Origin of the sequence: Streptomyces sp. NPDC046859 (assembly GCF_040645135.1) — a bacterium.
Taxonomy (GTDB): Bacteria; Actinomycetota; Actinomycetes; order Streptomycetales; family Streptomycetaceae; genus Streptomyces.
On sequence record NZ_JBEYXR010000006.1, the window covers coordinates 210,620 to 236,712 of the forward strand.

The 26,093-nt window shown below is 68.1% G+C and carries 30 protein-coding genes; all 30 read right to left on the reverse strand.

Features of this window, described 5'->3' with window-relative positions; genetic code table 11:
* Nucleotides 1-6: 6 nt before the first annotated feature.
* A complete protein-coding gene (locus ABZ899_RS11300) occupies nucleotides 7-780 on the reverse strand; it encodes a hypothetical protein (RefSeq protein ID WP_361344101.1) in 774 nt (257 codons plus the stop codon).
* Nucleotides 780-2,165 (reverse strand): phage portal protein, encoded by a 1,386-nt coding sequence (locus tag ABZ899_RS11305; RefSeq protein ID WP_361344103.1) that lies wholly within the window; start codon nucleotides 2,163-2,165, stop codon nucleotides 780-782. The genes ABZ899_RS11300 and ABZ899_RS11305 overlap by 1 nt, the downstream gene beginning before the upstream one ends.
* A 28-nt stretch (nucleotides 2,166-2,193) precedes the next feature.
* Nucleotides 2,194-3,843 (reverse strand): Terminase, encoded by a 1,650-nt coding sequence (locus ABZ899_RS11310; protein ID WP_361344106.1) that lies wholly within the window; start codon nucleotides 3,841-3,843, stop codon nucleotides 2,194-2,196.
* Between the two features lie 9 nt (nucleotides 3,844-3,852).
* Nucleotides 3,853-4,296, reverse strand: coding sequence for a hypothetical protein (locus tag ABZ899_RS11315; protein ID WP_361344109.1), 444 nt, complete (start codon nucleotides 4,294-4,296; stop codon nucleotides 3,853-3,855).
* A 28-nt stretch (nucleotides 4,297-4,324) separates the two neighbouring features.
* Complete coding sequence (locus ABZ899_RS11320) at nucleotides 4,325-4,927, reverse strand: DNA primase (RefSeq protein WP_361344111.1); 603 nt, start codon at nucleotides 4,925-4,927, stop codon at nucleotides 4,325-4,327.
* A gap of 370 nt (nucleotides 4,928-5,297) precedes the next feature.
* Nucleotides 5,298-5,609, reverse strand: coding sequence for an HNH endonuclease signature motif containing protein (locus ABZ899_RS11325; RefSeq protein WP_361344114.1), 312 nt, complete (start codon nucleotides 5,607-5,609; stop codon nucleotides 5,298-5,300).
* Nucleotides 5,609-5,806 (reverse strand): hypothetical protein, encoded by a 198-nt coding sequence (locus tag ABZ899_RS11330; RefSeq protein ID WP_358739767.1) that lies wholly within the window; start codon nucleotides 5,804-5,806, stop codon nucleotides 5,609-5,611. The genes ABZ899_RS11325 and ABZ899_RS11330 overlap by 1 nt, the downstream gene beginning before the upstream one ends.
* Nucleotides 5,806-6,666 (reverse strand): HNH endonuclease signature motif containing protein, encoded by an 861-nt coding sequence (locus tag ABZ899_RS11335; RefSeq protein WP_361344117.1) that lies wholly within the window; start codon nucleotides 6,664-6,666, stop codon nucleotides 5,806-5,808. Before ABZ899_RS11335 ends, ABZ899_RS11330 begins: the two co-directional genes overlap by 1 nt.
* A gap of 61 nt (nucleotides 6,667-6,727) precedes the next feature.
* Entirely contained in the window at nucleotides 6,728-6,952 is a 225-nt protein-coding gene (locus ABZ899_RS11340) for a hypothetical protein (RefSeq protein ID WP_361344120.1), read from the reverse strand.
* Nucleotides 6,952-7,194 carry a hypothetical protein gene (locus ABZ899_RS11345; RefSeq protein ID WP_361344123.1) on the reverse strand — a complete coding sequence of 81 codons (243 nt, stop codon included), beginning with the start codon at nucleotides 7,192-7,194 and terminating at the stop codon, nucleotides 6,952-6,954. The genes ABZ899_RS11340 and ABZ899_RS11345 overlap by 1 nt, the downstream gene beginning before the upstream one ends.
* Nucleotides 7,191-7,472 (reverse strand): hypothetical protein, encoded by a 282-nt coding sequence (locus tag ABZ899_RS11350; protein ID WP_361344126.1) that lies wholly within the window; start codon nucleotides 7,470-7,472, stop codon nucleotides 7,191-7,193. The genes ABZ899_RS11345 and ABZ899_RS11350 overlap by 4 nt, the downstream gene beginning before the upstream one ends.
* Before the next feature lie 20 nt (nucleotides 7,473-7,492).
* Nucleotides 7,493-7,696 (reverse strand): hypothetical protein, encoded by a 204-nt coding sequence (locus ABZ899_RS11355; RefSeq protein WP_361344129.1) that lies wholly within the window; start codon nucleotides 7,694-7,696, stop codon nucleotides 7,493-7,495.
* Between the two features lie 13 nt (nucleotides 7,697-7,709).
* The gene (locus tag ABZ899_RS11360) at nucleotides 7,710-8,591 is read right to left on the reverse strand and encodes an NAD-dependent epimerase/dehydratase family protein (RefSeq protein WP_361344132.1); all 882 of its coding nucleotides are present in this window, start codon (nucleotides 8,589-8,591) and stop codon (nucleotides 7,710-7,712) included.
* Entirely contained in the window at nucleotides 8,591-9,298 is a 708-nt protein-coding gene (locus tag ABZ899_RS11365; protein ID WP_361344135.1) for a hypothetical protein, read from the reverse strand. The genes ABZ899_RS11360 and ABZ899_RS11365 overlap by 1 nt, the downstream gene beginning before the upstream one ends.
* An 18-nt stretch (nucleotides 9,299-9,316) precedes the next feature.
* Entirely contained in the window at nucleotides 9,317-12,286 is a 2,970-nt protein-coding gene (locus tag ABZ899_RS11370; protein ID WP_361344138.1) for a glycosyl hydrolase family 28-related protein, read from the reverse strand.
* Nucleotides 12,283-13,413 (reverse strand): hypothetical protein, encoded by a 1,131-nt coding sequence (locus ABZ899_RS11375; protein WP_361344141.1) that lies wholly within the window; start codon nucleotides 13,411-13,413, stop codon nucleotides 12,283-12,285. The genes ABZ899_RS11370 and ABZ899_RS11375 overlap by 4 nt, the downstream gene beginning before the upstream one ends.
* Nucleotides 13,385-13,945 carry an HNH endonuclease signature motif containing protein gene (locus ABZ899_RS11380; RefSeq protein WP_361344144.1) on the reverse strand — a complete coding sequence of 187 codons (561 nt, stop codon included), beginning with the start codon at nucleotides 13,943-13,945 and terminating at the stop codon, nucleotides 13,385-13,387. The genes ABZ899_RS11375 and ABZ899_RS11380 overlap by 29 nt, the downstream gene beginning before the upstream one ends.
* Before the next feature lie 104 nt (nucleotides 13,946-14,049).
* Complete coding sequence (locus ABZ899_RS11385; protein ID WP_361344147.1) at nucleotides 14,050-14,382, reverse strand: hypothetical protein; 333 nt, start codon at nucleotides 14,380-14,382, stop codon at nucleotides 14,050-14,052.
* A 164-nt stretch (nucleotides 14,383-14,546) separates the two neighbouring features.
* Nucleotides 14,547-15,176: a hypothetical protein gene (locus ABZ899_RS11390; protein ID WP_361344150.1), complete on the reverse strand. Its 630-nt coding sequence runs from the start codon at nucleotides 15,174-15,176 to the stop codon at nucleotides 14,547-14,549.
* A 10-nt stretch (nucleotides 15,177-15,186) separates the two neighbouring features.
* Nucleotides 15,187-17,343 (reverse strand): polysaccharide deacetylase family protein, encoded by a 2,157-nt coding sequence (locus tag ABZ899_RS11395; protein WP_361344153.1) that lies wholly within the window; start codon nucleotides 17,341-17,343, stop codon nucleotides 15,187-15,189.
* A gap of 205 nt (nucleotides 17,344-17,548) precedes the next feature.
* On the reverse strand, nucleotides 17,549-17,791 hold the full coding sequence (locus ABZ899_RS11400; protein ID WP_361344156.1) for a DNA-binding protein: 243 nt from the start codon (nucleotides 17,789-17,791) through the stop codon (nucleotides 17,549-17,551).
* A gap of 135 nt (nucleotides 17,792-17,926) precedes the next feature.
* Entirely contained in the window at nucleotides 17,927-18,262 is a 336-nt protein-coding gene (locus ABZ899_RS11405; protein ID WP_361344159.1) for a hypothetical protein, read from the reverse strand.
* Nucleotides 18,259-19,044, reverse strand: coding sequence for a tRNA(His) guanylyltransferase Thg1 family protein (locus ABZ899_RS11410; protein ID WP_361344161.1), 786 nt, complete (start codon nucleotides 19,042-19,044; stop codon nucleotides 18,259-18,261). The genes ABZ899_RS11405 and ABZ899_RS11410 overlap by 4 nt, the downstream gene beginning before the upstream one ends.
* The gene (locus ABZ899_RS11415; protein WP_361344164.1) at nucleotides 19,041-19,742 is read right to left on the reverse strand and encodes a hypothetical protein; all 702 of its coding nucleotides are present in this window, start codon (nucleotides 19,740-19,742) and stop codon (nucleotides 19,041-19,043) included. The genes ABZ899_RS11410 and ABZ899_RS11415 overlap by 4 nt, the downstream gene beginning before the upstream one ends.
* A 152-nt stretch (nucleotides 19,743-19,894) precedes the next feature.
* Nucleotides 19,895-20,476: a hypothetical protein gene (locus ABZ899_RS11420; protein ID WP_361344166.1), complete on the reverse strand. Its 582-nt coding sequence runs from the start codon at nucleotides 20,474-20,476 to the stop codon at nucleotides 19,895-19,897.
* Nucleotides 20,477-20,798: 322 nt separating this feature from the next.
* Entirely contained in the window at nucleotides 20,799-21,341 is a 543-nt protein-coding gene (locus ABZ899_RS11425; RefSeq protein WP_361344169.1) for a hypothetical protein, read from the reverse strand.
* A gap of 96 nt (nucleotides 21,342-21,437) precedes the next feature.
* A complete protein-coding gene (locus ABZ899_RS11430) occupies nucleotides 21,438-21,893 on the reverse strand; it encodes a hypothetical protein (protein ID WP_361344172.1) in 456 nt (151 codons plus the stop codon).
* Nucleotides 21,894-21,906: 13 nt separating this feature from the next.
* Nucleotides 21,907-22,551: a hypothetical protein gene (locus ABZ899_RS11435; RefSeq protein WP_361344175.1), complete on the reverse strand. Its 645-nt coding sequence runs from the start codon at nucleotides 22,549-22,551 to the stop codon at nucleotides 21,907-21,909.
* Between the two features lie 186 nt (nucleotides 22,552-22,737).
* Nucleotides 22,738-24,786, reverse strand: coding sequence for a hypothetical protein (locus ABZ899_RS11440; protein WP_361344177.1), 2,049 nt, complete (start codon nucleotides 24,784-24,786; stop codon nucleotides 22,738-22,740).
* A gap of 6 nt (nucleotides 24,787-24,792) precedes the next feature.
* Nucleotides 24,793-26,079 (reverse strand): hypothetical protein, encoded by a 1,287-nt coding sequence (locus ABZ899_RS11445; RefSeq protein ID WP_361344180.1) that lies wholly within the window; start codon nucleotides 26,077-26,079, stop codon nucleotides 24,793-24,795.
* Nucleotides 26,080-26,093 lie beyond the last annotated feature (14 nt).

Genomic DNA, 26,093 nt, shown 5'->3' on the forward strand with positions numbered 1-26,093 from the left:
TCGGAATCAGGGGCGTTCGGGTGCCGTGTAGGCGGCCCTGCCCTCGGACTCCCACCAGCGACGGAACGCGTTGACGGCGTGCTTGCCGCCGCGGCCTCGCGTTGTCCGCAGCCAGTCGTCATAGAGCTGTTCGGCGACACCGATGAACGGCTCGTCGTTGGTGAAGGCAGGCCATGCCTGACACCCACAGTGATCGTGGTATCGGTCGCCGCCCTGTCGCGGGTCTCCCGCGGTCTTCGCCGACTTATACACCGGCCCCCGCGAGGCGAGCATCGCGCACCAAGCACACGGGTCAGCGTCCGTGACTCGCGCCCAGCCGGTCGCCCGTTCGTCGGCCTCGATCGACCGCTGCATGGCCTGACGGCCGCCTTCCAGCGCAAGGTACTGGGTGCTACCGACCAGGCGTACTGCGGCAGCATCCATCGCCTGCTGCGGCGTCTTGCCCGCGGCGATCGCCTTCTTGAACTCGACCGGTCCGGTCACATCGAGGGCGCGCTCCAGCCGCTGCACCAGCAGAGGCAGCGGTCCCTCGGGGGTGAAATCGTCGCCGACACCGGCATCCCGTCGAGCATCCAGGTAAGAGGACCGGGCCAACGCCGCCGACTGCCCACGCGCTTCACGCACCAGCGGCAACAACGCGGCACGGACCGCCGGCCACGAGGCATCGACCTTCGCCGGGTTCATCAGCTCGCGCCACACCCGCAGCACCTGCTGAGCCAGCCGCGCTGCAGCGAGCGCCTGTACGCGCCGGTACCTCTGCGGGGCCTCCGGCCCTGCCATCAGAGCACCAGATCCGGAAGCGGGTCCGGGGCCGAGGCAGGCTCAAGCTGACTCATCTGCTTCTCGATGATGCCGTTCAGGCGCCCCAGCGAGTCTCCCTGCTCAGCCGTCGCCCTCCAGCGCTCCACGTCGGTCTGTGTGACACCAGGGATCTTCTCCCACAGTTCCTGCGGTGGCACGCCGAGCATTGTGACGAGCTTTCCGAGCGCGTCTACGGTCTGCGCCAGGGAGCGGGCAGAGGTGTCACGCCATACGACCTGAGCGGCAGTGTCCTCCCAGGCGGAACGGTCGCCCGCCGCGAGGCCGGCCAGACGCAGCGTCTGCTCCCAGCCCTCACCGAACAGCGACTCTCGCTCGTCGATCTTCCGGTCCAGGCCGTCTCGTGCGGCGGCCAGGGCCTCCGCGGAGAGATTCACCATCTGCCCGAGCAGGTGATAGGGAGGCACCTGCGACAGAGTCGACATGTGGCGGATCGTGGCTTCCCGGCTGTCCAGGTAGCCCTTCAGGTCGGTTTGGCTGAACTCGCCGAACTTGGTGTCGGCGTCCTCCGCCACGAACAGACCGTCCACTCGAGACCGGAACGGTTCGATCGGGTTGCCCTCATCGTCCTGCGGGGGCGCCATGCCGGTGACCCACCGCTGCCTGAACGCCGCGTACTGCTGCGCCATCAGCAGGTTGAACGTGGTCATGTTCAACTGGTCCTGGGCGTCGATCAGTGGTTCGACCTCACCGATCACACCGTCGCCGTCAAGGTCGTCAGTGTTCACGAAGCGAACTACGGGACAGACGCCGAGGTCGTGCCGCATCACGCCGTTCTCATCAAGCTTCAGCCCGGAGCCGTCGACGTTGCCGACCAGCGTGTACCGAGCCTGGTCGTCGTAGACCCGCACTACCCGACGGCGGCCCTTCGCCGTGTTCTCCACACGGTCTTCGATCGCATAGATCGGCCACTCATCGTTGACCGGGTCTGCGTACAGCGCTGTCAGCCGCCGCGGCGAGAACGGAGTGATCACTGGCACCGGCGTGCCCGGCATCACCACCACGTAGGCGGCCCCGTAGGTGAGCGCAGCCCGGTGCACGCCGTGCTGCCGCGCATCCAGCCGGTTCGCCTGCCACACCTGCCACGGCGAAGCATTGTCGTCCGAGCCCTTCGGCCGGTAGCCGTCGACGTACATGTTCTGCGAGACCACCGTGACGACCAGCGGCAGGATCTTCACCTTCGCCCGCTCGATCAGCCACCGGTATTCGGCACGCGCCCCAGCAGGAACGTAGACGCTCGCATGCTTGCCGGCCATGTAGTCGGCGATCCGCTGCAGCCGCGGCTGCTCCACCTCCCGCAGCTTCAGCAGCCGCCGCGCCGTCGACACCGCGTCGTCATTGCCCATCAACGGCACAGCGCGCCCCCTCCCCCGCTCACGCGAACCCGTGGACGCGCCCAGTGCGCTGCCGCTTCTTCTGCCTCTTAGACCAGTCCGGAGACGTCAGCAGAGCGCGCCTGGCCATATCCGCCAGCTGCATTGCCGCGAAGGCGTCCACCTTCTTCGGGGACTCCCGCGACTCCTTACCGAACGACACACCCCACTTGTTGGGGCGGCGCCGCGCGTTCCCCACATGCCTCTTCAGGACCTGATCACCGGTGTGCAGGATCTTCCGGTCGATGACCGCTTGCACCAGCGCCTCAGTAGCCTTCGTCAACTCCTGCTGATGGCCGCGCATGTCGTAGCCGATCAGCGACCGCGCCGAGGCCTTCACCAGAAGCTCATCGCGGTACGTCTCGCCCCACTCGTCGATGTACGACTCCCACAGCTTGACGTCCGCGAAGAACGCCCGAACCTGGAACCTGCCGAACGCATGCGCCACCAAGTCCGAGACCTGCTTACGGTCGACCTCCCAGTTCTTCCCCAGAGGGCCTTCCGGGCGCTCCCAGATCCCAAGGGGCTGCACCAGGCGGTCCGAGATACGCATCGCGACCAACGCGGTGGCGTCATCGGTCTTGCCGCCGTCGAACCCGAGCGTGACCTCGTCGCCGTCCTTCAAGCGCTCGTCAGAGACGCACTTGGCCCACTCCCCCGGGTCCAGTAGCGCGTCCTCCGCGGCGACCGGCTGGTTCAGCCAGTACCGGCGCGAGTCGGAGGGCGAGGACTGCGGATCCCAGATCTCGGCGATGATGCCGTCCAGATCCATCCAGGCCGCCGCTGGCCCATATGCCTCCTTCAGGCCCGCCAGCAGGGCATCGCGGTCCGCGAGGTCAATGCCGTCCGTTGCCTGCCGGTGGTCGAAGAGCAAGCCGGCGGCGTCCGCATCCCGCACCCGGCCCTCTTTGATGGCCTTGAAGTAGGTGTGGGTCGCCTCCGCGACCGAGTCCTGGCCCGGTTCGTACATCGTCGACGTCTCTAGGCACCACGGCTCGGCTTCCTTGCGCTTGCGCAGGTTCCGCCGCACCGTACTGTGCATGCGCCGCAACTCGGGCAGCACGTACAGGTGGGTCTCGTCGAAGACCGCGAAGGTCTCCTTACCGCCGTCCTTCGCCGCGGACGACGCCGTCGACGGCGTGATCTCGCCCCGCTGGTGGTGAAGGATGATCCGGCTCGACGACTGCGCCGACTTGCCGATGTCGATACCGGGGAAGTCGTCGCCGTGGTGCTCGATGAGGTACTCGAGCATCGTCGACACGTTGTCGTAGGTGTTGCCCGACTGGCCCTCTTCCGTGGCGAGGCAGCGAATGAACGGCGACTTCACAGGCCGGCCGACTGGCTCCCCGTGGGCGTCCCAGCCATCGAACCGCACCGGGAACAGCGCTTCCGCGCACACCAGCATCCCGGCGATCTCCGATTTCGCCCGCCCCTTGGCCCGGGACAGAAACGCGCGCCGGTACACGCGCCTACCCGTCTCCGGGTCGAGCCTGTACACCTTGACGATGAACGCGTAGAACTCATCGTCCAGTTCGATCGGCTCGCCGACAACGTCGCCAGGGCCGTGGCACAGGTACTCCTCGATGTGCTCGACGATCTGATGCCCGAGCGACGGGAACTCGCCCTCGTACTGGGGACCACGCCACGGCATGGCACCCCCTCAGCTGGCGTCCTCGCTCACAATCCGCAGGTTCTTCCGCCGATCCGACGTCGACCGCGGCGTCTCTGCGGGAGCCGCCTTGTCCGCCGGAGTCTCGATCTTCAGCTTCAATCGCATCCGATCCTCTGGAGTGGCCCCGTACTTCGCCGCCCGCAACCGAACCTCAGACGCAAACTCCCAGCGCCCCTTGGTCCACATCACGTGATGGAGAAGAGCCGTGTCGAGGAGGAAGTCCCAGTCGGTGTCGATGAACACCTGCGCCTGCGCCGACCGGCGCCACGTCTCCCACCACTGCACGGTGCGCGGATGCCACGACTCCTGATCCGGCAGAACCCCCTCGGGGAGCTCCGGGCCGCGAACCTCATCGTCGTCCTCGACCCGGTTCAGCTCCGCCTCCCGGGCCTTCGAGTCCCGGGCGCGTGAACGAGTCACCTTCGGTGCCATCCCGCGACCAGCCATCAGGGGCACCCCCTCACAGCAAGTCGTCGAGCACCTTCGAGATGTCGGCCAGAGAAGACGCAGCGCCCTCGAACGGCTCGCCCGTCACTGTGATGTAGCGGCCACGGTCGTAGACCTCGACACAAGATTCCCCGCGTCGGATGCGCCGGCCCCGGCCCACACTTCCGTAGCCCCAGATGTGCAGGCCCGTGCCGGACGGCGACACCTCGATGTACGTCTGCGGTAGCCGGTCAACGATGTCCCGAGCCCAGCTCGCCAGCACACCATCCGCCAGGGCGTGGTCGAGGTCGATGCACACCAGGCGATCCGTTGGAGAGAGGACGAAGCCGATGCCCACCCCCGCCGTCGACCGCTTGGCCGCGCTGTACGAACTCCAGGTTGCAGGGTCAGTCGATGAGGCCGGCGACCGCCTCGGACCGCGGGCCGACAGCGGCACCTTGCGATCGCTGTACCGGACCCACTGGCGACGACGCGCCATCGCGGCCGGCACCGAATCCGACTTCCTCTGCCTCGCCCGGTGGGCAGCCATGCGGCAACGGCCCGAGCAGAAGCGCGCGTTGTGGGCATGCCGAGCACCGAGGTGCTCCCGGCAGTTGTCGCAACGCTTCGTTTCCATGACCCCAGTCTACAGGCGTGTGTGACGGCAATCTGCCATCTGACCTGGGCTGATGCGAGTCTGTGACGCGCGATGAACCGTAGAGGCCGGCGGCGCCCCAGCAGCGAACCCGCAGGTCAGCCCATGATCATCAGATCCCCAGAGTCACGCGCACCCCGGGAAGCTAACGTGCCCGATCCGGGGATCTGAGTGATCTTGGAGGTGCCCCCCAGGGGGTGATCATCCAGGATCGACGCATGCGATCTTCGACTTGCCACACCATGATCACCCGTGCGTGATCATGGTGTGCGCTCGTCCGCCGCCGGCCAGGCAGGCAGGCAGGCAGGCAGGCAGCCCATTCTTGAGCAAGCCATGGCCAATGCTCTGTGACCTACGACAGGAGACCCGGGTGGGCCTCGGCAGGCCGCGCCCTCGGCGGCTTGGCGTGGGCGACAGCCGACGCCTCACGCCCCGTCTTCTGGTCGTGGTGCCACTGGCAGAGCGCCCACAGGTTCGTCTCGCTGTGGTCGTCCACGCCCTGGGCGGCGCCGACCTTGTGGTCCACCTGGTTGGCTGGCTCACCGCACAGGCCGCCGGCAGCGAGCGGCCACTGGCACACATGGCCGTCCCGCTTGAGGATGCGGGCACGTGTGCGGTGCCAGCCCTTCGGCAGGGGCGCGGTGCGTCGGCCTTGGCTGGGCATCAGTCCTTGTCCTTGCCGCCGTGCGCGTTGGGTCCGGGGCGTTCTCCGGTGGCGCGCTTGTGGAGGTTGGAGCACAGCCCGTCGAGCATCCGCCCGGGTTTGACGTACTTCCCCAGCTGGACTCGGCAGCGCTCGAAGTCCCCCTCTGATCCCCATGCGATCTTGGCTGCCCCTGGGCCCTCGGCCCAGTAGCGCATCAGGCGCTCAGTGGCAGCGGCGTCTCCGGGGGTTGCTTCACGTCCGGCGACCATGTGGCTTCATCTCGCTTCCATTCGGCGACGAGCTTGGCTCCCTTGGACAGGTTGCAGCTTTGGCATGCGGGGATGACATTGCCGATGGCATGCCGGCCTCCGCGGGATAGTGGGATGACGTGGTCCATGTGGATGCCGCCTTCGTTGCCGCCGCAGTAGGCGCACCGGTGGCGGTAGTGGCGGACGAGGGCGCGCCAGTCCCTGCTGGCGACGCCGACGCTGTCGGGGTTGAGCTTCTCCCAGGCGCGTCGGGCTGCCTTGTACTGCGCCGCGATGGCTGCGCGGAGTTCGGGGTTGGCGCGGGCCCAGGCCACGGCGGCTGCGACACGCTGCGGCCGGTATCGGGCGTAGGAGACGCGTCGGCTACAGAGACGAGAGCAGAACACGGAGGTGGACTGCTTCGGTGTGAAGACGATGCCGCAGCGCTGACATGGCCTGCCGGAGAGGTCGGCGTACTGGTAAGCGCGGTGTGCACGGTGGCGGTTGCCGCACTCTGGGGTGCAGTACTTCTGGTCTATCCGCCACGCCTTGAAGGTGCTCTCGCAACCGGGACAGGTTCGTTCTGGCTCTGCGGACTTCTGCTGGGCGGCGTAGAGCCGGTTGTAGCGGAGCCCGTTGCAGGCGCGTGAGCAACAGAGGGAGTCTCGCCGCTTCGGGGTGTAGACGGTGCCACAGATCTCGCAGGGACGGTCGGGTATTGCACCCAGCGGCTTGCGTGTGGGGCAGGCCTTGCAGCGGCGGGCGTTGCCGTGCAGGGCGCTGATGTCGGCGCCGCAGCGGTCGCAGACGCGTGTAGCGTTGGTCATGTCGGTCCTGTCGCATCAGGGTCGGCCACGCCCCGGGAGTGTTAGCGCACTCGCCGGGGTCCTACTTGTTCAACGCTGGTGGGCTGCCCGCTAGTTCCCCTTCGGGCAGGGGCTCGTCGTCGCGTTGGATGCTGGCGCCTTGCCCGCAGGGAATGGCGAGGCAGTCTCCTTCGCTGTCGGCGAAGATGGCCCAGCCGGCTTCGAAGCGGAGGGTGATGTCGTCGCCCGAGAGTCGGAGGTCGTCACGCCGTTGCTCTCGCGGGTGGATGACGAGGTAGGCCGGCATCACAGATCTCCTTCGGCTGCGATGACGATGCGGCGGGCGAACATGGTGAGGGTGACGGTGACGGCTTCGTCTTCGCTGATGTCGTGCACCCGGATCTTCGTGCCGGACGGGATGGGGATGTCGACGCCGTTGATGCGGACCGCGCTCGGAACGAGGACAGGGTCACCGCTTCCACGGTCGATGATCTCGATGTCGGCGCCACGCCGTCTGCGTGCTTCGGTCTTGCTGGTGTCGATCGTCACGGCGCTTCCCCTTGAGATCCGGGTCCGGCGCTCTTCGCGGGGCGCAACGCGTCCATGAGGTCGCTCCACGTCTTGGCGGCCTTGTCGGCGATTTCGTTGCCGCGCGCCTGCTGAATGTAGGCGGCGATTGCTTCGGCCTGCGAGCGGACGTCGACGGGGATGGCGTTGAGGACACCCTTCAGGCACTGGTCGCTAGAAGCGTGGTGCTCCTCGTGGCCTTGTACGGCGATGATCAGGTTCCATGCCCACAGGGGCAGGTCAGGGACAGGGGAAGCCATGGGCGCGGGCCTTCCGTGGGTCAGGTGATCGGGGTGCCGCACCACGTGCAGCGCGGGTCGATGCTGTGCGGGGTGCCGCGTCCGTGGCGTCCGCGCTTGTGGAGGTAGCGCATACGGGCGGCGTAGGCCCGCGAGTGCACGGCCGCGTACAGGTTGTAGAGGTCGCCCGCCTCGCGCCTGAAGCTGGGGATGTGGCGGTAGGCGAGCTGCTGTACGGCGTTCACGAGGCGCCTCCCGTCAGCTGCTGAGCGCCCGCCGCACGCCTTCTTCGAGCGTGATCGTGGGCACGTAGTGGTTGAGCATCCGGCTGGGATCGCTGACGCGGTGGTGGACGCCTTGGGGTGCGTCGTGCCGGTGCTTGTACTGGGGCCGGTAGCCGGCGGTCGCGGTGACGATGTTGGCGAGGTCGTCGAAGGTGGTGGCGCGTCCCCAGCCGAGGTTGACGGGTCCGGTCACGTCGGCGTCGAGGAGTGCGAGGGTGGCGCCGACGAGGTCGTCCACGTGGATCCAGTCGCGGGTGCTGCTGCCGTCGCCCCAGATCTCGAACGGGTCGTCGCGGCGTTTGGCCCGCTGGATGAACGCGGGGAACGGGTAGCACGGCTCCTGGTCCTCGCCGTACCCGGAGAAGGGGCGCGGGATGAGGATGCGGCAGCCTTCGGCTTCGGCGTAGGTGGCGAGCTTCTCCCCCGTCAGCTTCGCCCAGCCGTAGGTGGCGTCGGGCTCGTCCATGTACTGGAGGTTGATGTCCTCTTCGTACAGGCGCCGCACGTCACCGGGCTGCTGAAGCGCGACCGGGTACGCCGCGCTGCTGGAGAAGTACACGGCGCGGGGGGTGCCGGTGCGGATGAGCCACCGCATGTACCAGGAGTCCAGGGCGAGGTTGGTGGCGACGCCTAGGGGGCTGCCGTCGATGCTGGCCCGGCCGCCGACGATCGCCGCGCAGTGGATGGCGAGATCGAACGGGGTGTCGTCGTGACGGAAGAAGTCGAGCGCGTCCCCGGCCTGCACTCTGGGCGTGGGCCGCAGGTCGATCGCGAACACGTCATCGCCACGGTCGGCGAGCGCACGGTGCAGGTGGCGGCCGACGAACCCGGACGCCCCGGTGAGGAGAACGCGCATCAGTGCTCCTCGACGAGCTTCCGCAGTTTCTCCAGGTCGGCGTCGAGGCCGCCGTTGTCGCGGTAGTCGTAGTAGGCGGCGGAGTCCTTGGCGACCTGCTCGCCGCTGTTGACCTCTTCGTACCCGGCGTCGCTGTCGGCTTTGCCGTTGGCGGGGTGCAGGTGCTCGATGACGACGTCGTGCAGGTAGGTGATCCGCTGCATGCCGCGCCCCCATTCGACCCAGACCAGGTCGACGCACAGGTGCTCCATGGCGGGCGGTGCCATGAAGCCGAGGGTCTGCACGATGTCGGAGGTCATGGCGACGGCGGTGGCCATCTTCTCGCCCTGGAGCAGGTCGTTGCCGTAGACGATGCCGGGCCCGCCGGACAGGCATTCGCGGAAGCGTTCGTCCCACGGCCGGTCTGCCGGGCGGGGCCGGTGGTCGTCGCCCAGGAACGCCAGGAACCGGTAGGACTTGGCCGCCTTCACGGCCTGGGCGTTGAGGGTGCCCACCAGCCGCCTGCGCTTGCCGAACGTGAACCGGAACCGCCCGTCGCCCTTCAGAGCGGCGGCGTGCTTCTTGTACGCGGCGAGCTCGGGGTCGTCTGTGTCGACGGCGAACAGCAGGTCCGCGGTCGCCCCCGTCTCATCCCACGCCGCAACAAGCTCGGGCACGGCCTGGGGGCGGCCTCGGGTCGGGATGATGACGAGCAGGTCGTCGGCCATGGCGCGGGCCTCCTGGTTCTAGGTGAGTCCGGCCCACCGGCTGGCGGTGTTGAGGCTTTGGCTGGCCAGCGTGATGGAGGCCGGGAGCGCGGTGTTGCCGGCGCTGGTGTTGAGGAAGCGGCCGGTGCCTGCGGTGAGTCCGACGTTGGTGAGGCCGGAGTTTCCGCCGCCGCCTGCGACGCTGGGTGCGGTGGTGGCGTGGTTGGCGAGGAAGGCCACGTAGTAGGTGCCGACCGCGAGGGTTTGCGGGGTGATGGCTGCCGTCTTTTCACCGGTGGTGGAGAAGTTGGTGGTCTGGTCGGCGGAGGAGACGAGCAGGGTGCCGGAGCTGTTGTAGAGGCCGACGAAGTTCTGCCCCGCGGTGCCACCGACTTGGGCGACGGTCAGGAAGTACTTGATGTTGCTGACGACCGTCGACCGGTCCACGATCTTCAGCTTGGACAGGTACACCTGCCCGGCCGTGAGCCCGAAGCCGGCACCGGAGAGTCCGGTTGGCGGGTCGGTCCAGGTGATCAGGCCGTGGTCCTCGGGGCGGACCGTCGGGTTGTTGACGACGCTCAGCGGGTACTGCAGCAGCCCGGCCGGCATGGCGTTGCCGGTGTTGAAGGTCGTGATGTCCCGGAAGACGGTCGACGTGGTCTTCGAGTAGGTGACGGTTCCGCTGGTGTTGTTCTCGATGCGGATGCGCTCGAAGATGTTGGGCGCGTTGCTGGTCGTGTTCGCGTCCTCGATGACCTTCACGGAGTCACTGGATGCGATGTTGAAGTAGGCGGCGCGGAAGGTGTTGTTGTAGCTGTTGCTGCCGGTGACGAAGCCCTTGTTGGTGGCGCCGCCGGTGTCGCAGGTGATGTAGTTGCAGTCGAACAGGTTCGAGTTGCCGTTGGCGACGTTGATCAGCGTCTGGAACTGTTCGAGGTTCAGGTTGCCGATGAACTTCTGCGATGCGGTGCCTGCGGTGCCGCCGAGCCAGATGCCGGTGCAGCCGGTCGAGTTGGCTCCGGCTTCGAAGTCGATCCACGTGTTCTGGTTCATGTTGCCGTCGATGGAGTCGACGTAGAGGGCGTAGCCTCCGGTGCCGACGATCTCGACGAAGAACCGGGAGAACACGCAGTCGCCTGCGTTCTGCATGGTCGCATTGTTGATGATCTTGATGCCGTTGCGGCAGCCTTCGATCTCGATGTTCTCGAACACGGACCGCCAGGGCATGCCGAGTTCCATGCCCCACGTGGTGGAGCTGGCGACGAAGCCGCCGTTGATCCGCAGGTCACGGAAGCTGGAGTGCCAGAAGGACACGTTGTTGTTGTTGCCGGCGTCGTTGACACCGATCGACTTGATGCCGATGCCGGCCCCGGAGATGAACAGGCCGAGCTTCTCCAGGTGGATCTGCGCCCAGTTGGAGATGGTGATGCCGGTGACCCCGGATGCGACGGTGAGTTCGGTGACCTGCTGCCCGCAGCCGCGCAGGGTGACGGTCTTGGGGTCGTTCTCGTCGAGGGTGCCGTTGACGGTGATCGTCGCCGAGATGTTGAAGTTGCCGGGCGACAGTTGGACGATGCCGCCGCCTTCGGCTTGGGCGGCGTCGATGGCCTGCTGGATCTGCACCTGGTCGGCGATGCCGTCGCACACGTAGTCGCCGCGTGCCTTCTCTGCGGCGGACGCGTTGGAGGCGACGACGTAGCGGGCTCCGGCGAGGCCTTTGCTTCCGCCTCCGCTGCTGGCGTTGAGGGTGCGGGTGGTGGAGGTGGTGGCGCCGGTTGCGGTGACGAGGGCTCCGACGCTGACGATGCTGCTGGTGCCGTCGTCGAGGAGCCCGGCGGTCTGCGCGTGCAGGTAGGCGTTGTCGATGGTGACGGTGGACGCGCCGGACAGGCGGACCCCGTACTGGGGGCTGTTGGTGGAGCCGCCGCCGTCGTCGACGCCGGGGTAGCAGGTGACGCCGTCGACGGTGACGGGCACCGTGGCGCCCAGGACGGCGAGGCCGGCGAACTGTCCGCCGCCGGAACCGCCGTTGCGGCCGTCACGGCGAGTCTGCAGCCCACTGATCAGGATCGGGGTGTTGCCGGTCGCGTCGACGAGCATGCCGTGCTGGCCGTTGCGGTCGGTCTGGCAGCCGGTGACCTGCATGCCGCCGGAGCCTGCCCAGTCCCCCCAGGCGCCGGTGATGTGGTAGCCGTGGCTGCCGTTCCACTCGGCCCGGCAGGACAGCAGCTGCCCGTTGGTGCAGTTCTCCAGGACGAAGCCCTGCCCCCAGCAGCCAATGGCCTGCACGTCATCCAGGGTGACGTCGGTGCAGCCGGTCAGCAGGAGCCCGTTGGCGTGGCAGTTGTCGACCATGACGTGGTGCAGGCGCCACGAGTACGGGTAGGTGCCGTCGCTTCGGGATGCGGTGACGATGCCGTTGTTGGTCATCTGCCGGATCGTCACGTTGTCGAGGACGACGTTCTGGACGTTGCCGCGGGCGTAGAGGCCGTCGACGCTGCTGGCGCCGAGCAGGGAGCCGTCGATCATCAGGTCGGTGAGGCGCTGCTCGCCGGAGATGTCGGGGTGGCCGCCGTCGGTGTCGCCGATGATCTGAATGACGCTGGTGCCGTCGAAGTCGGCGGCGGGCTGGATGTAGCAGGGGTATTCGCTGCCGGTCATGCCGGGCCCGGTCATGAGGTTGGCGTGGTCGCCGCGGAGGCTGACGCCGTTCTTCAGGTCCAGGGTGGTGGTGGTCTTGTACACGCCGCGGGGCAGGTAGACGACTCCGCCGGGCGGGCAGGCGTCGATGGCGGCCTGGATCGCGGCGGTGGCGTCTGCGCTGCCGGTTCGGTCGGCACTGTAGGGGGCGACGGTGGCGTTCAGATGCCCGGTGATGCCGGGCAGGTTGACGTTGCCGACCTGCCCGTTCACGGAGGAGACCGAGCCGATGTTCGCTTCGACGACCATGCCGCGACGGCCGTCGACGACAGCCTCGGGCACGTTGTCGCCGGTGACCAGCACCCTCACCTGGTCACCTCCAGCGACACGAGGACTTTCCCGTTGAGCCAGCGCACCACGGTCGACCCGGACACCATCTCGAGGTCCCACACGCCGTTGCGGTTGAGGGCCTGCGTCTGCGCTGCGGGGACGGCGATCCGCACGGACGGCCCGTCAACGGTGAGGTAGGGGGTGAGGTCGAGGAGGAGAGCGCCGGAGTCGGCGGGGGCGGACCGGATTTGTGCGCGGGCGGTCCAGCCGTCCCACGTGAACCCGTCGTCGAGAGCGGTGAACGTTTGGACGAAAGTCGCGCCCTGTTCGACGCGGAGGTCCCAGTCGCCTGCGGTCAAGCCTGCCACCTCCGGAAGGGTGTCGCCTTCACCAGTGGCGGTCGCGTCGCTGCTGGCGTTGCCGGTGGCGGTGCCGTGGTAGACGGCGATACCGGTGCTGGCGGCGGTGGCTTGGACGCTGCCGGTGGCGGTTCCCGCGGCGGCGAGGGTGCCGGTGGTGGTGGCTGTGGCTTCGGCGCTGCCCGCAGCGGTGCCGGTGTAGACGGCGCCGTCGGACAGGGTGTTGAAGCTGTCATAGGTGGCTTCGTCGGGGGGGCCGGCGTCGCGGTGGGCGGACAGGTCTAGGGCGCACACGTCGATGCTGGTGGTGACCCAGGCGGGGGTGGCGAGCGTCCTGCGGTTGGTCCACGTGGTGCCGTCGGGTGACGTGTCCCAGTAGACGTTGGTGCCGTCTTCGCGGAGCCGCAGAAACTTGTGGGTGGTGGCGTTGTAGGTGAGGGAGACGGCGCCCGCATCGAAGTAGCCGGTCTCGGAGGAGCATTTCAGCTGCCCGGTGACCGTGTTGATGATGAACCCGATGCGATACCCGTAGGCGGGCCCGGCCGCGTTGCCGATCTCGGGATGGTTGACGAAGACGCTGGCGTAGGCCTCGGTGGCGGCACCAGCGGTCGGCACGGTGGTGACGGCGACGTAAAAGCTGGCACCGGCCAGGGTCCACGAGTAGGCGGTCTGGTAGCCGGCGTAGCCGAGCCCGCACGGCACGTGGGCCTTACCGCCGGACTCTGACACCCCGCCGTAGGAGTTGCCCCAGTTGGGGCCGATGACATTATCGTTGAAATTATCCTGGAGCGTCGAGAGGGACGGCATTCACAGCCTCCCTCTTCTTCTGTTGATACTCCCGCTGACGCTCTCGCTTACACGCGCGGCAGAAGCGGCTCCCCTTGTAGACGATCGTGTTCTCGTCGGTGTACTCGTGACCGTGCGGGCAGTGCGTCTTACCGGCGTTGATCCCTGGCTTGTCTCCGCGAATGATGTTGACTTGCCGGGTGACGGGTTCGAGGTGCCATGGGTTTACGCAGTGCCTGACCCGGCACAGGTGATCCAGGTCGAGGCCTCCGGGAATCTCGCCTATCAGGAACTCGTACACGACGCGGTGCGCTGGCCGCTTGCGCCCTGCGATGTCGAGTTGGCCGTAGCCGGTGCCGACTCTTGTCCCGGTCCAGAGCCAGCACCCCGACTTGGCCTCTGTGATACGCGAAAAGATCTTCTGTTCTAGCGTGGGCTTCGGCAGGAGCGGTAGCTCTCCGCTCTTTCGTAGACGCGAGTAGCAAGCCTCGCAGTAGCCGCGATGCTTGGCAGGCTTGTTGCACCCCTCGAAGGCGCATGCAAGACTCGTCATATCGGCGCTCCCATATAGCGTCGGTCATTCCCGGGACGGTTGCAGCCGTCGCCGGGGTTTCTTGCGTCCTATTCTATTTCGATTTCCACGCAAGATGGGCGGAATCAGGAAAGCGCCAAATCCAGGTTGCCTGCGGTGATCCGATATTCGTCACCGGCGAGGAGGGTGCGGTTGGTGTCGAGGGGCCCGTACCACCAGCGCACGGGGGTTCCGGTGGAGTCCCAGATTTCCCAGCCGACGATCGTGCAGGCGGGCATGCCCGCCCAGACCAGGTCTGCCGAGTTGGAGACGGCCCCGGAGGCTGCGGCGCCGACGGTGAGGGTCTGGCGGGCGTAGGAGCCGCCGACGACTTCGGTGCCTGCGGTGGCGTCGTCTCCCGCAGCGGTGACGAGTGCCACCTTGAGTGGGGTGACGGGCGCGGTGGTGGCCGTGCCCATCAGCCAATCCAGCGTCCTGTTCTCGGCCGAATTCGAAAGGTTGTCCGCGATTGGACTCGCCTCCTTCAGGTGACGGAGAGGACTCCGGATTGGCGGACGACGTGTTCGGCGCCGGGGAGCCGCCAAGGGTCCAGTCCGGCGCGCCGTTGACGGGTATCCGTCCTTCAGGAGACGGCGACCCACAAGGAAGGGCCCACCACGTTGGACGACATGGTCAAGCTCGCCGGAAGGGTGGTCTGCCCGGTCAGGTTCGTCGCGTACCGCAGGCTCGCGCCCGTTAGGTTGGCGTTGTTCGTGCCGGTCGTCATGCCGTTGGTACGCATCAGCGTCGGTGCGGTGGAGGCGTTGCAGACGATCGCCACCCAGTAGGTGCCGGCCGCGACGGCCTGGGGTGTGGTGAGCGTCGCGGACCGGGCCGTGGAGCCGGTGGTGATGACGGAGTCCAGGCTGGCCGTGGACAGCACCGTGCCGGAGGCGTTGACCAGCCCGATCCAGTTCTGCCCGGCCGTCGGCGTGGCGGCGGCCGTGGACATCAGAAACCAGCACTTCGCCACCGTCACGGTCTGCCGCAGGTAGACGGCGGACAGGTAGATGGTGCCGTTGGTGAGGAGCTGCCCGGTGGAGGCGAAGCTCGGGTCGTACTGCCAGGCGTGGAAGCCGTGGTCGCCGGGCAGTGGCGCGCTCGGGACGGAGACCGGGCTCCCGGCGACGGTGAGGGTTCCGCCCACCTTGAGGTTCTTGCTCGTGGTGAGGGCGCCGGTGCGGTCGTAGGCGAGGTCGATGTCCTGGAGCACGCCCGCCTCCTCAGCTGTAGTAGCGCATGGCGTCGGAGACGGTCAGAACCTGGATGCCGCGGGACTGAATGCCATCCATGATCGTGTTGAAGTCGGCGACCGAGCATTGGTTCGTGGTCGTCGCCGCCCCGGCGGTGATCTCGTGGAATGTCAGGATCAGCCACTGGCCCATCGAGGCGCAGCGGTCCAGCGGCCCGCCAGCGCTGAGCATCGTGGTGGGGTTCGCCGGTGAGGCTCCGCCGGCCAGGGATCCGATGCCTGTGATGGACCGCATCCGGTAGGCCATGCCGGGCGGGAAGGTCTCCCCCGCGTTGTCGGCGCTGCTGATGCCGCGGCCGGTGGTGAAGTGCCGTGCGGTCAGCTGGTCGATCGGGTCGCCGTCCACGGTCGGCCCGAACCAGCCGCCCGGGTAGGCGAAGTGCTCGGACTGGAATCCGCGGTCGACCATCCATGCGCGCAGGTTCCGCAGCTCGTCCTCCACCGTCGCTGTGGACAGCGCCGTGTATTTGGCGTTGTGCGCGGCGACCGTGTGGGCGTGGCCGGCTATCTCCCATCCGGAGTAGTCCTGCATGGCGCGCATCTGCGGGGTGGTGAGGTACACGCCGCTGGTGTCGACGACGTCGGCGATCGTGTAGACCACGCCTGGGTAGGCGAGCGCGTCCATCTTGGGTCGGGCGTTCGACCACACCGAGCTGTAGCAGTCGTCGAACGTGATGGAGACGGCGCCGGTAGGAAAGGTGCTGGTGCTGTCCGGGATGATCTCCACGGATTGCAGGTTCACGGTGACCGGGCCGCCCCCGTTGCCGACCACCTGGAACGCCATGTCGGTGAAGCCGCTTGTGGTGGACGGGATGCCGGTGGCTCCGACCGTGTAGGTGCCGGTGGGTGATCGGACACCGGCCCATTGAAGCGTGACCGTCACCCACTCGCCGGACTGCACCTGATTCTGGGCGGTCGAGGCGTAGGTGAAGACGCGCCAGCTGTAGCTGTTGGCCAGGGTGGCCGTGCCGATCAGGAAGTTGATCTGGTTCAGCAGCGACACGTCCGAGACGCGGAAGGTGAGCCTCAGGGCCTTGCCCGTCAGGTCGACCGCCGGGGCGCCGTAGCGACGCAGATTCGCCACAGCCGTCGTACCGGTCGTGGTCATCGCCAGCGACTGCGTGCCCTTGCAGAACAGGCTGGTGTCGTCCGAGAAAGATGCCGCACCAGAGCCGGACGTGGTCCAGCCGTGGCCCGTAGCGAAGATCTGCTGCCAGGACGGGGAGCGCCACCGTGGTCTGCGCCCCGAGGGGGCCAGCATGGGCAGCGCCCACCCGGAAGCGGTCAGCCGGCCCGCAACGCTGAGGCTCCCGCTGACGGTTCCGCCCGCCGCAGGGAGTGCGCCGATCGCCGCAGGGGTGACCGGGTCGCTACCAGCGGAGCCGTGGCTGTCCGCATGCGGGGTGGGCGTGCGCGCGTTCGTCGTGGACGGGTCGTCGCTGCGCAGCGCGACCGTCGGTCCGGCGCCCGCGGCGCCGAGGGGAGGCTGCGGGCCCTGCGGCCCGGTCTCACCCTGGGGGCCTTGAACGCCCTGGGGACCCTGCACGCCGGTGTCGCCCTTCGGGCCCTGCGGACCCTGCACGCCGGGATCACCCTGGTCGCCCTTGACGCCTTGCGGGCCGGCCGCCCCTGCGGGTCCCTGCGGGCCGGCCGGCCCGGTGGCGCCCTGCTCGCCTTCCGGCCCGACGAGTGAGGCCAGCCATTCGGTGACGGTTCCGGTGAAGCCTTCATCGACGGCGATCTCGTAGGCGGACTTGCCGGGTTCACCGACGGTGCCGCCGCCGGGGGCCTGTGCGGGGACCAGGGTGTCGAGGTGGATCGTGGTGCCGTCCGCGCCGTGGATGTCGGCCCAGAAGGAGACGCGCTTCCCGAGCGAGGGCTGCAGGTCGACGTACCAGCGCCACCCGGCGGGGCCGATGCCCGCAGCGTCGTTGGGGATGAGCTCGACGGTGAACGTGCCGTCGACGATGGCGGTCTTGCCGCCGCCGGGGTAGACCGCGTGCCGGGCCGAGTCGGTGAGCACAGCGGACGGGGTGAGTACGACCTGGCCGCCGTATCCGGTGCCTGCAACAGCGGAGGGCAGGGTGCCGGTGAGGGTGACCACAGGGGTGCCGGGAGGGAAGCCCATGGTCACCTCCTCGTGGGTGTCCCGCCGCCCGGTGACGGGGGAACGGTTCGGGCGGCGGGACGTTCACGGCACGCAGTGAGCGGCCGACCCCGATTGATGGGGTTCTTCGTCCGCCCGGCCCCCACATTGGCCGGGCGGACGGGTGGCCCGAGCGCCGGGCGCTACGAGGGCCTTCCTGCGCGACTTCCACCGCAGCGCAGGAGAACTAGGCGGCGAGTAAGGGTGTCGCCTTGATGATGTCGGGTGTGGGGCCGGGCTCGATGAGTTCCCGGGTGTCCTTGTCTCGCTTGGCTTCGGGGAGTTCGGCGAGGTCGTAGAGGACGCCGTTGCGCCGTTGCGGGTTGTGGTGGCGGGTGAGTCTGCCCTCGGCTGCCCAGCGGCGGATGGTGGTGGCGGGGCGGCCGGTCCAGTAGGCGGCGAGGTCTTCGGGGACGAGCTGCGGGGGCATTCGATCACCCCCGGGAACGCGAAAGGGCCGCCAGCGGGGGCGGCCCTCCAGACACAGCGAGATCGATTGGAGCACACCATACGCTCGCCGCTGATCACGCGGCAACCCCTGTTGCCAAAGTCGCAAGGAGGGGCGTCAGTGGTTCGCCTCCACCGTGATGCGTTGTCCGTTCCACAGCAGCGTGTCTCCGAAGCGTGCGACGATGGCGGGCTCGTCGCCCCGCTGCAGGATGTAGCCGCCGTGTCCGACGACAGCGCGGTAGCCGTGCTGTCGGCACCAGCGTTCGGCAACGTCGAGAAGCATGGAGAGGTCGAGCTCCAGCTTGCTGGGGTCGGCTGTCTTCCGGTTGCAGACCATGCGACGGAAGAGGCTGGCGGAGTCGCGGAGCGCCCACCGGTCTCGCTGTGAGATCCACATTCTGCGCGCTTCGCTTTCGTAGGCGTCGGCAAGGTTGAGCAGCGTGGTGCTCATAGCGCGTCCCGACGTAGCGACGGCATCTCGGGGATCGTGTCGGCGAGCCAGTCGCCGGGCTTGGTGGTGAAGTGCGGTGCCGCGGTCGTCTCCCACCATGAGCGGACGGCGGTGGTCTGCACGGTCTCGTTGGTGCGCTTGTCGATGTACTCGACGGGCCTCTCGCCGGTGCGCCGCACGGTGACGCGTCCGCGCTTGCAGCCGTCGGGGTAGTTGTTCCAGTTCACCCCGGCCTCCGTGAAGAGGAGTTCCTGCATGGCCGCACTGCTGACGCCGTGGAGTCGCTTGTGGGAGAAGTGGGCTTGCGCGGCCATGCTGATCGAGTTGCGGACGGCATCTCGCTGCCGCCACAGGAAGTAGTTCGCAACCTCGACCGGGTCGGTGATGGTGAAGACGCGAGCGTCGAACAGAGCCCGCTTGCCGGGGCGTCGCTCATTGAGGACGGCGGTGGCGAGCGACGCGGAGACGGACAGCAGCTTCGCGACGACGCCGTCGAACCACGGCTGGGTCTGGATGCTGGCGAAGTCGGTGACGAGAATGCTGATCTCATCGGACTGGGTGTACGCGAACACGCTGCCACTGATCTCCGCGCACAGGGCCTCAGCCACGGTGTCCATGTCGGCTATGAACTGCTCGTCGAACGGCTTCTGGCAGCCGCGCAGGTAGGTGTGGAAGGAGCGCCCGTCCAGGCGGAGGATCGTGTAGGTGCGGCGGGGCAGCACGGTGCGGTGGACGGCCTCATAGCCCTTCATGCGGTCCCCGAGGGCGGTGTTGTCGCTCATGCTGCGACTCCTGCCGCTTCGGCGAGCACCCGCTCTTGTGCGGCTCGCAGGTCCCGCCACTCCCCCAGCGTTTCCCATCGCGCCCCGCAGCCTGAACATCGGATGCGGTGGCTGGCAGCGGTGGCGGTGAGCTGTGTCCAGCAGAGTTGGCCGTCAACGGTGTTGGGGCAGTTGCCGATCTGGACGCGGCCGGGCCGGCGTTCGTCGTTGGCCAGGGCGGTGCATTCGCCGTGGAGCCGGCGGAGGTCGTCGATGTCCTGCCCGACCTCCTCGTAGGAGGAGCACGCCCACAGCAAGTTGTTGGCGAGGAATTCGATGTGGTGCGGGATGGCCTGTGCCGGGTTGCCGCGCCAGGGTGCGATGGTCCAGCCGAGGGTGGCCCGCCAGGCGTCTTCGATGGCTGCGAGCCGGGCTGCCATGCCGCCTGGACTGACGAGGTTGAGGACGTCGAGGCGGGGCGGGATCGGCGGGGTGCGGGTGCCGGAGGTGGGGCTGGCGCCGCGGCTGCCGCCCTTGATGAGCGCGGCTGTCGTGTCCAGCTGGCGGAAGAGGGCGGGGAGTTCGGCTATTCGCTTCGCGGTGGCGTCCTCGCACGGACGACAAGCCCACCTGGATGCCTCCGACACCCAGAGTTGCCGCCTGCAGTTCGGGGTGACACAGGTCGGCCAGTCGTAGTCGAGCGCATCGGTGTCGTGCATGGCCAGGCTCCTCGGCGGTGGTACGGGGAACACAGTGATGCTTGGGCCAAGTGTGCACCAGGGGGTTGACAACGCCGGGCCAATGGCCCACCGGACACGGGAATGGCCCGGCCGCGCACGGGCGCGAACCGGGCCAGACCGAGGGTGGCGGGTCAGTAGTTGCCGTTGGAGATGATGTCGCCGTCGCTGCCGTACACGGTGACAAGACCGTTCTTCGACTCGTAGCAGGACGCGAACGCGGACGCGATCAGCTTGGCGTCCCCGTTGTTGTCGCTCATCAGCCCGCCGGTGAAGTCGGTGAACACCTCGGCCGCGTCGAGGATGTCGTTGCTCTTGTCGGCACCGGTGACCTTGGTGACGTGCTTAATGGCGGCCTTCTCGGCGGGGGTGCCGGACTTGGTCACGCAGTCCTTGAACTGCTCGGCCTGGCTCTTGTCCTTGGCCGGGGCGGGGTCGGCGGCCTTGTCGTCGCTGGCCGTCTTGGGCTTGTCCGTGGTGACGGCGGCGGCCTTGTCCTTGTTGCTGTTGTCGGCGGCGTCATCGTCTCCGCCTCCGGCGACGGAGCCGATGACGATGAGCCCGAGGAACACGGCCGCGCAGATCCCGATGATCTTGCCGGTGCTGCGCTTCTTCGGCGGCTGCGGCTGCGGGTATCCGGGCTGCTGCGGGTAGCCGTAACCGGGCTGGGTGGGCTGCTGACCCCAGTTGGGCTGCTGCGGGTGCTGCTGGTTCAAGGTCCCCCCTGAGAAGTGTGATGTGCATGTGAAGGACACGTAAAAGCTGAGGATGGTTGCACACCAGCCGACCCAGATCTCCGTCTTCACTGGAATGGGCTACATGCGCCGCAGTCGACAGCCACACTGCCGTCATGGGCATGCGCTTCGCGGTTCAGGCAGACACCCAGGCAGAATGCGCCGAAGGGCTGCGACAGCTGATCGCGCTCGGCCTGGTGCCGGCGATGCAGCCGCGGCTACTCACGGACAACCGGTGGATGGCCCGCGCCGTCCCCAGCAAGCCGAAGGCCCCGACCGATGGTCGGGGCCCAGGCTCTGACGGTTAGCCGAGGCTGGCGAACAGGTCGCCGTTCTCGGCTTCCTTCGCAGACACCTGAACGGTGCCTCGGTGCGAGACTTCCACCTTGTAGAACTTCTCCCCCTTGGGGACGTCGGCGACCGCGATCTCAAAGAGGCAGGCGTTGCCCGCGAGTTCGGAATCCCCGAGGTGTCCGGTCGCGATGACGTCACCGGCGGCACCGTAGACGGTGACGCTGGCGCCCTCGGAGATGTCGTCGTACCCGGAGTCGTAGGCGCCCTCGCAGTCGTCCTCGCCGTCCGCTGAAGCGTCCTCGGTGAGAGCGAAGCTGCCCTCGAGGGTGAAGGTGGCGGGCCCGTCAGGGCCACTGTTGGCGGTGATCGCCCAGATGCTGCCGACGAGCGCGGCGCCTGTGGCGAGCCCGACGAGCCCGGCAGCGACAGGGCCGAGTCTCTTCTTCGCCGGCTCCGATACGGGGACGGCGGGCGGCTCGACGGGCGGCGGCGGAGTCGCGGGCTGCTCCGGCTGCTCGGGCATGTCCGGCTGCTCGGGCTGATTGTTCGTCATGATCCCCCCTGGGATGGACTGGAAGCGCAGGCTAACGCCAGATGATGTTGAAGTGAGCTAGTCGGTTGACGATTCACCGATTCGAGACCGGTGCGGCTACTGGTTGGTGTTCTTCACCCACACGCCGCGGCTGCTGCTGTGGACGTTCCGCTGATCCTGGTAGACGGGCCCGGTGTAGTGATGGTGGTGCTCGTCGGGCAGCACACCCTTCGCGCGCCGCAGCAGGGCACCGATCGCAAGGATGAGCGCGACGGGAGCAGTGGCCCCGATCGCAAGACTGACCGGGCTGACCTGGTCGAGCGTGTACAGCACGAGGCAGGTCATCCCGCCAACGGGCACGGAGGCGACGCTCCCGGCGAGCATGACGCCACTGATGTCGGTGGCCCGCTGCGACATCGGCGGCCGGCCCGGCTGCGCCACGGGCGGGGTCGAGCCGTACTGCGGGACCGGGGTGTGGTCGCGGTAGGCGGTGGGCTGGTAGGCGTCGCGGATGAGGCGCTGGGCTTCCTTCTCGGCAACCTCCTCGCTGAGAGGGATGGTCGGCTCGGTCATGGCGGTTTGTCTCCTAGTCGATTTCGCCGGTGCCGGAGCACACGGAGCAGCGGACGCGGGCGATGCCGTGCAGGTGGGTGTCGAGCTGGATGTAGCCGTCTGTGCAGGCGGGGCACGGGTTGATGGGTGCGGGCGTGTAGTCGGGATCGGGCTGGTAGCCGCCGACCTGGGTAGTCCAGGCGGCTTCGATCGCGGCGGCCTTGGCCGCGGCGACAGTGTCGGACGCGGCTCCGGTAACGGCGGCTTTCGCCGACCGGATGGGGCGCTTGACCGCCCGGATGGCGGCACGCTTGCGGCGGCGCAGGGCGGGCTTGATGATCCGCTTCCAGTACACGTCGCGGGTGGCGCGCTTCAGATCGTCGAGGATGAGGTCCGGATGCAGGGTGCCTTCGAGGAGGGCGCTGCCGATCTGGATGGCGAAGGTGTCTTCGTCCTCGGCTCGTTCGCGGCCGCTGCGGACGTAATTGATGGCTTCGAGGTCGGCGATGGTAAGGAGCTGGTCCTCCCAACTGTGGTAGTTGGAGCAGGTGCCCCAGACGGATGCGAGGGCGTCGATGGGCCCGCGACCGTCGAGGGTGAAGGCGCCTGTGCCGCAGTCGGGGCAGGTGTATGGGAGCCCGTCAAGCGTCATCTCGACGATTTTCAACTCGACGGCCATTTCGGGATCTCCTTCGCATTCAGGGTTGTGATGCGGGTCGTGATGGGTTGTGACGGTGCAGGTCAGAGACGTGATGAGGGTTGTTATGGGCCGTTACGGCGTCACGACCTCGAACGGGTAATCACGACCCCGTCACGACTGGCGTCACGACCCTGACCTGCGGCGTCACGACCCCGTCACGACCTCTCAGGCGGCCTCGGCCGCGCTCTCGCCGGTGATCTGCTTGATCGTGTCGAGTCGGTAGCCGCGGGCTCCGCCAGTGATCTGGACAGTCGACATGTCGATGGCGAGGTCCATCGCGTCAACGGCCTTCTTCAGCTCGGCCGACACCTTCTGCGCCGCGGTCTTCCGCGACTTCACCTCGTCGTCGCCGAACTGGCTGAGCGCCCACGTGTCCGGATCGTGTGCGGCCAGGTACTCCCAGATCGCCAGTGTCGACAGGAAGTCCGGGTCGTCGGCGGCAGCGAACGCGCCCCGGGCCATCATCACGACCTTCGGCAGGTCGGAGCGGAGCCGGTCCGCCTCGGTGGCACCAAAGTGGTCCAAGCCCGCAGCGTCGAGGGAGCGGCGGCCTACGGTGGGGCGGCCTGCTGCGGCGCGCTCCTTGCCGCGGCGGGTGGCTTCCTTCACGTCGAGCATCACGAACTTGTAGATCATCGGCTCGGTGGAGCCGCAGCCCATGATGTACGCCTTGCCGGCGTCGGCCGGGTCCTCGCCCTGGGCGGGGTGGAGCCGGTCGGGCCGCCATCCGTCCGCACCAGCGCCGGTGCCGAAGACCTGCTTGATGTCCTGATGCCGGGAAGGTCCGACGATCTTGAGGGCGATTGAGTCTGCGATGGCGTCGCCGAGCGAGTCGACAGTGGCCTCCTGTGCGGCCATGACGAGCTGAACGCGAGACTTTCGTCCGGTGCGCAGGATCTTGACGGCCAGTTCCTTGGCCCGGTCGGACAGCTGGGGGAACTCATCGATGACGAGGACGATCGCCGGGTCGTCCTGGGTGGGCTCCCAGTTGTCGCCCATGCCGAGTTCTGCGAACAGGTTCGGCCGCGCCTTGGCAATCTTCAGTGCCTTCTCGAGGATGGCCTCGATCTGGCCCATGTTGTCGTCGCCGATGGCCCGCACGCCGAGCGCCTCGGCGAGGGGGGCCAGGCCGTTGCCGGCAGGGTCGAGGTCGCCGACCAGGACGTCGGAGCAGGCGGTGAGGATGTCACCGAGGGTGCGGAGGATCACGGACTTCCCGCCGCCCGAAGATGCGATCACGACGACGTGGACGCCGAGCAGGCTCACGTCGAACGGCTGACCGTCCATCCGGTATGCGACGACCTGCTTGTCCCGCATGCGGCGGCTGTTCGGCTTCCTCTCGGGCGCCGGCGGCATCTTCGCGAACGGGTCGTTCTGCACGAGACGCAGCAGCACTCGGCCACGGGAGGTGCGCATCGGCTGGCACAGCAGACCGTCCTGCGGCAGGTCGAGTGGCGTCTCCAGGTCGGGCGCCTTGGTGACGATGTCGGCCGGCTTGCCCTTGAGCAGGTGGACGGTGACCTCCCAACCCCACTCGTAGCGCCGGTTCGCCTCCACCTCCTTCACCTGGATGCCCTCCGAGGCAAGCGCGCGGCGCACACACTCGGCGGCTTCGGTGCGGTTGCGGGCGTCGGCAATCGGGAACGGGTCGCCGTCGGTGGCGGCGATCTCCACCTTGCCCGGGTCGACACTGCGCGGCCGGCCCTTCAGCACGCCGACGGTGACGGAGGCCATGGCGGCCAGGACTGCGACCCACAGTCCGCCTTCGATCAGTCCGTAGGTTCCGACTCCGGCGACCGGAACGGCCGCGACGCCTCGGGTGATGAGGTACCGCTTGCGACGGTCCTTCATCTGCTGGGTGCGTCGGTTGACGACGGCCTCGGCCTGGGCCTCCTTCGCCATGTCGCCGTCAGCGGCCTTCAGCTGGGTGCGGGCGGTGCGGATCATCTGCGGGTAGTCGCCGACCATCTTGTCGTGCTCGATGCGGGCGATGTGCCACCAGCCGCGCGCGGACCATCCGATCCATACGACGGACGGGTGGTGACCGACCGTGCGGGCGGTACGGCGGGCGAGTGCCGTCTTGGAGTGGATCCAGGTGGGCAGGTGCCGCTGCGGGAGGGCGGGCCGCTTGTCGACGCCCGTCTCGACGGGGCCAGTTGAAGTCGGCTGGACGGGGACCGCCGAGGTCTGGCGGGCAGTGGTCGGGGTGGCCATGGCGGGTCAGTCCTTCTTCTGCTCGAGGCGCGCCTGGGCGCGGGCGATGGGGTGGTGGGGGGCGCTGTCTCCGGGCCGGCGGACGGGCGGGGTGCCGCCGTTGTTGCGGCGTCCGTCGGGGGTGTTCGGGTCCTTCTTGGCGCGGGGTCCCTTTTGGGATTCGACCAGCGAGAAGTCACCGATTATCGGAGCGTCGGTCGCGGTCTTCATGCGGGCCTGTGCGGAACGCGACTGGGCCTCAATCTCCGGGGTGATGCCGACCGTCTTGCAACCCGTCACCCGGTACCAGGCCTCGGCCCAAATCTGCTCGGTGACGTACTGCGAACCGCGCGCAGAGCGGAGCGAGTCGGCGACCTTCCACACCTCGTCATGGCTCGTCTTGCGGTCTTCATCGCGGCGCCGCTGCTCCTCCTCCGCGCGGGCCTGCGCGGCAGCCTTCTCCGCAGCGGTCTTCGCCTCCGCGGCCTGCTTCTCCGCACGCGCCTTCTCCCGCGCCGCCTCAGCCTCCCGCTTGACCCGCTCCGCGGCACGCCGCTCACGGAAGGAGGGGATGCCGTCGGCCTTCTGCGCGATGCCGTGCTCGTAGGCCATGAGGACGATCGGCCCGCCCAGGGAGGCGATGGCGCCGATCAAGCCGGCGTTGAAGCCGATCCGCTCGTCGTACAGGCCGCCGTACAGGTTGATCCCAGCGGCGATGATCGCGCCGAGCATGATGCCGACCCGGTACGGGGCGACATCCCGGCGGTGGGCGACAGCCCACGCGGCGCCGAACGCGAGGACGAGCGCGAGACCTTCGAGCAGGGCCGGGGCGGCGATGAGGAACGGCCGCTCACGGTCCCAGAAGTGCATGAACTGCACCGGGGCGGCGATGATCAGGCCGACGGCGTAGATGCCGCGAGCCCCCCACTTCCACCAGCGCTCCGACCGCTCCTGCTCCGCCAGCTGCTGCTGCTCGCGTTCGGCCTGCTCGGCCTCGGCCTGCTCGGTCTTCTCCCGGTCGGCGTCGGCCTTCGCCTTCTCCGCCGCCTTACGGGCGAGGTAGGCGGCGTGGTCGGCCTGCTCTTTCTCCAGCCGCATCCGCGCCCGCTCGTTGGCGATGCGCTCCTTCTCTGCCTTCTCCTCCGCGAGGATCTTCTCGGCCTCGGCCTCCCCCGCAGCCTTGATACGGGCGGCTTCGGCCTTGGCGGCGGCTTCGGTCCGGATCGCCTCCGCCTTGGCCAGCGCGACAGCATCGAAGCCGGGCTCGGCTACGGCACGGCCGTTGACCCTCTTCTCAGTCGACGTGGCGGTCACGGTCAATCAGTCCT

Coding starts and splice junctions, on each gene's coding strand:
- ABZ899_RS11380 (WP_361344144.1), bottom strand. CDS start 13,945: ATGACGAGTCTTGCATGCGCCTTCGAGGGGTGCAACAAGCCTGCCAAG.
- ABZ899_RS11440 (WP_361344177.1), bottom strand. CDS start 24,786: ATGGCCACCCCGACCACTGCCCGCCAGACCTCGGCGGTCCCCGTCCAG.
- ABZ899_RS11415 (WP_361344164.1), bottom strand. CDS start 19,742: ATGCACGACACCGATGCGCTCGACTACGACTGGCCGACCTGTGTCACC.
- ABZ899_RS11410 (WP_361344161.1), bottom strand. CDS start 19,044: ATGAGCGACAACACCGCCCTCGGGGACCGCATGAAGGGCTATGAGGCC.
- ABZ899_RS11360 (WP_361344132.1), bottom strand. CDS start 8,591: ATGCGCGTTCTCCTCACCGGGGCGTCCGGGTTCGTCGGCCGCCACCTG.
- ABZ899_RS11315 (WP_361344109.1), bottom strand. CDS start 4,296: ATGGCACCGAAGGTGACTCGTTCACGCGCCCGGGACTCGAAGGCCCGG.
- ABZ899_RS11405 (WP_361344159.1), bottom strand. CDS start 18,262: ATGAGCACCACGCTGCTCAACCTTGCCGACGCCTACGAAAGCGAAGCG.
- ABZ899_RS11375 (WP_361344141.1), bottom strand. CDS start 13,413: ATGCCGTCCCTCTCGACGCTCCAGGATAATTTCAACGATAATGTCATC.
- ABZ899_RS11350 (WP_361344126.1), bottom strand. CDS start 7,472: ATGGCTTCCCCTGTCCCTGACCTGCCCCTGTGGGCATGGAACCTGATC.
- ABZ899_RS11310 (WP_361344106.1), bottom strand. CDS start 3,843: ATGCCGTGGCGTGGTCCCCAGTACGAGGGCGAGTTCCCGTCGCTCGGG.
- ABZ899_RS11335 (WP_361344117.1), bottom strand. CDS start 6,666: ATGACCAACGCTACACGCGTCTGCGACCGCTGCGGCGCCGACATCAGC.
- ABZ899_RS11430 (WP_361344172.1), bottom strand. CDS start 21,893: ATGACCGAGCCGACCATCCCTCTCAGCGAGGAGGTTGCCGAGAAGGAA.
- ABZ899_RS11400 (WP_361344156.1), bottom strand. CDS start 17,791: ATGCCCCCGCAGCTCGTCCCCGAAGACCTCGCCGCCTACTGGACCGGC.
- ABZ899_RS11325 (WP_361344114.1), bottom strand. CDS start 5,609: ATGCCCAGCCAAGGCCGACGCACCGCGCCCCTGCCGAAGGGCTGGCAC.
- ABZ899_RS11320 (WP_361344111.1), bottom strand. CDS start 4,927: ATGGAAACGAAGCGTTGCGACAACTGCCGGGAGCACCTCGGTGCTCGG.
- ABZ899_RS11425 (WP_361344169.1), bottom strand. CDS start 21,341: ATGACGAACAATCAGCCCGAGCAGCCGGACATGCCCGAGCAGCCGGAG.
- ABZ899_RS11305 (WP_361344103.1), bottom strand. CDS start 2,165: ATGGGCAATGACGACGCGGTGTCGACGGCGCGGCGGCTGCTGAAGCTG.
- ABZ899_RS11330 (WP_358739767.1), bottom strand. CDS start 5,806: ATGCGCTACTGGGCCGAGGGCCCAGGGGCAGCCAAGATCGCATGGGGA.
- ABZ899_RS11365 (WP_361344135.1), bottom strand. CDS start 9,298: ATGGCCGACGACCTGCTCGTCATCATCCCGACCCGAGGCCGCCCCCAG.
- ABZ899_RS11340 (WP_361344120.1), bottom strand. CDS start 6,952: ATGCCGGCCTACCTCGTCATCCACCCGCGAGAGCAACGGCGTGACGAC.
- ABZ899_RS11300 (WP_361344101.1), bottom strand. CDS start 780: ATGGCAGGGCCGGAGGCCCCGCAGAGGTACCGGCGCGTACAGGCGCTC.
- ABZ899_RS11435 (WP_361344175.1), bottom strand. CDS start 22,551: ATGGCCGTCGAGTTGAAAATCGTCGAGATGACGCTTGACGGGCTCCCA.
- ABZ899_RS11385 (WP_361344147.1), bottom strand. CDS start 14,382: ATGGGCACGGCCACCACCGCGCCCGTCACCCCACTCAAGGTGGCACTC.
- ABZ899_RS11395 (WP_361344153.1), bottom strand. CDS start 17,343: ATGGGCTTCCCTCCCGGCACCCCTGTGGTCACCCTCACCGGCACCCTG.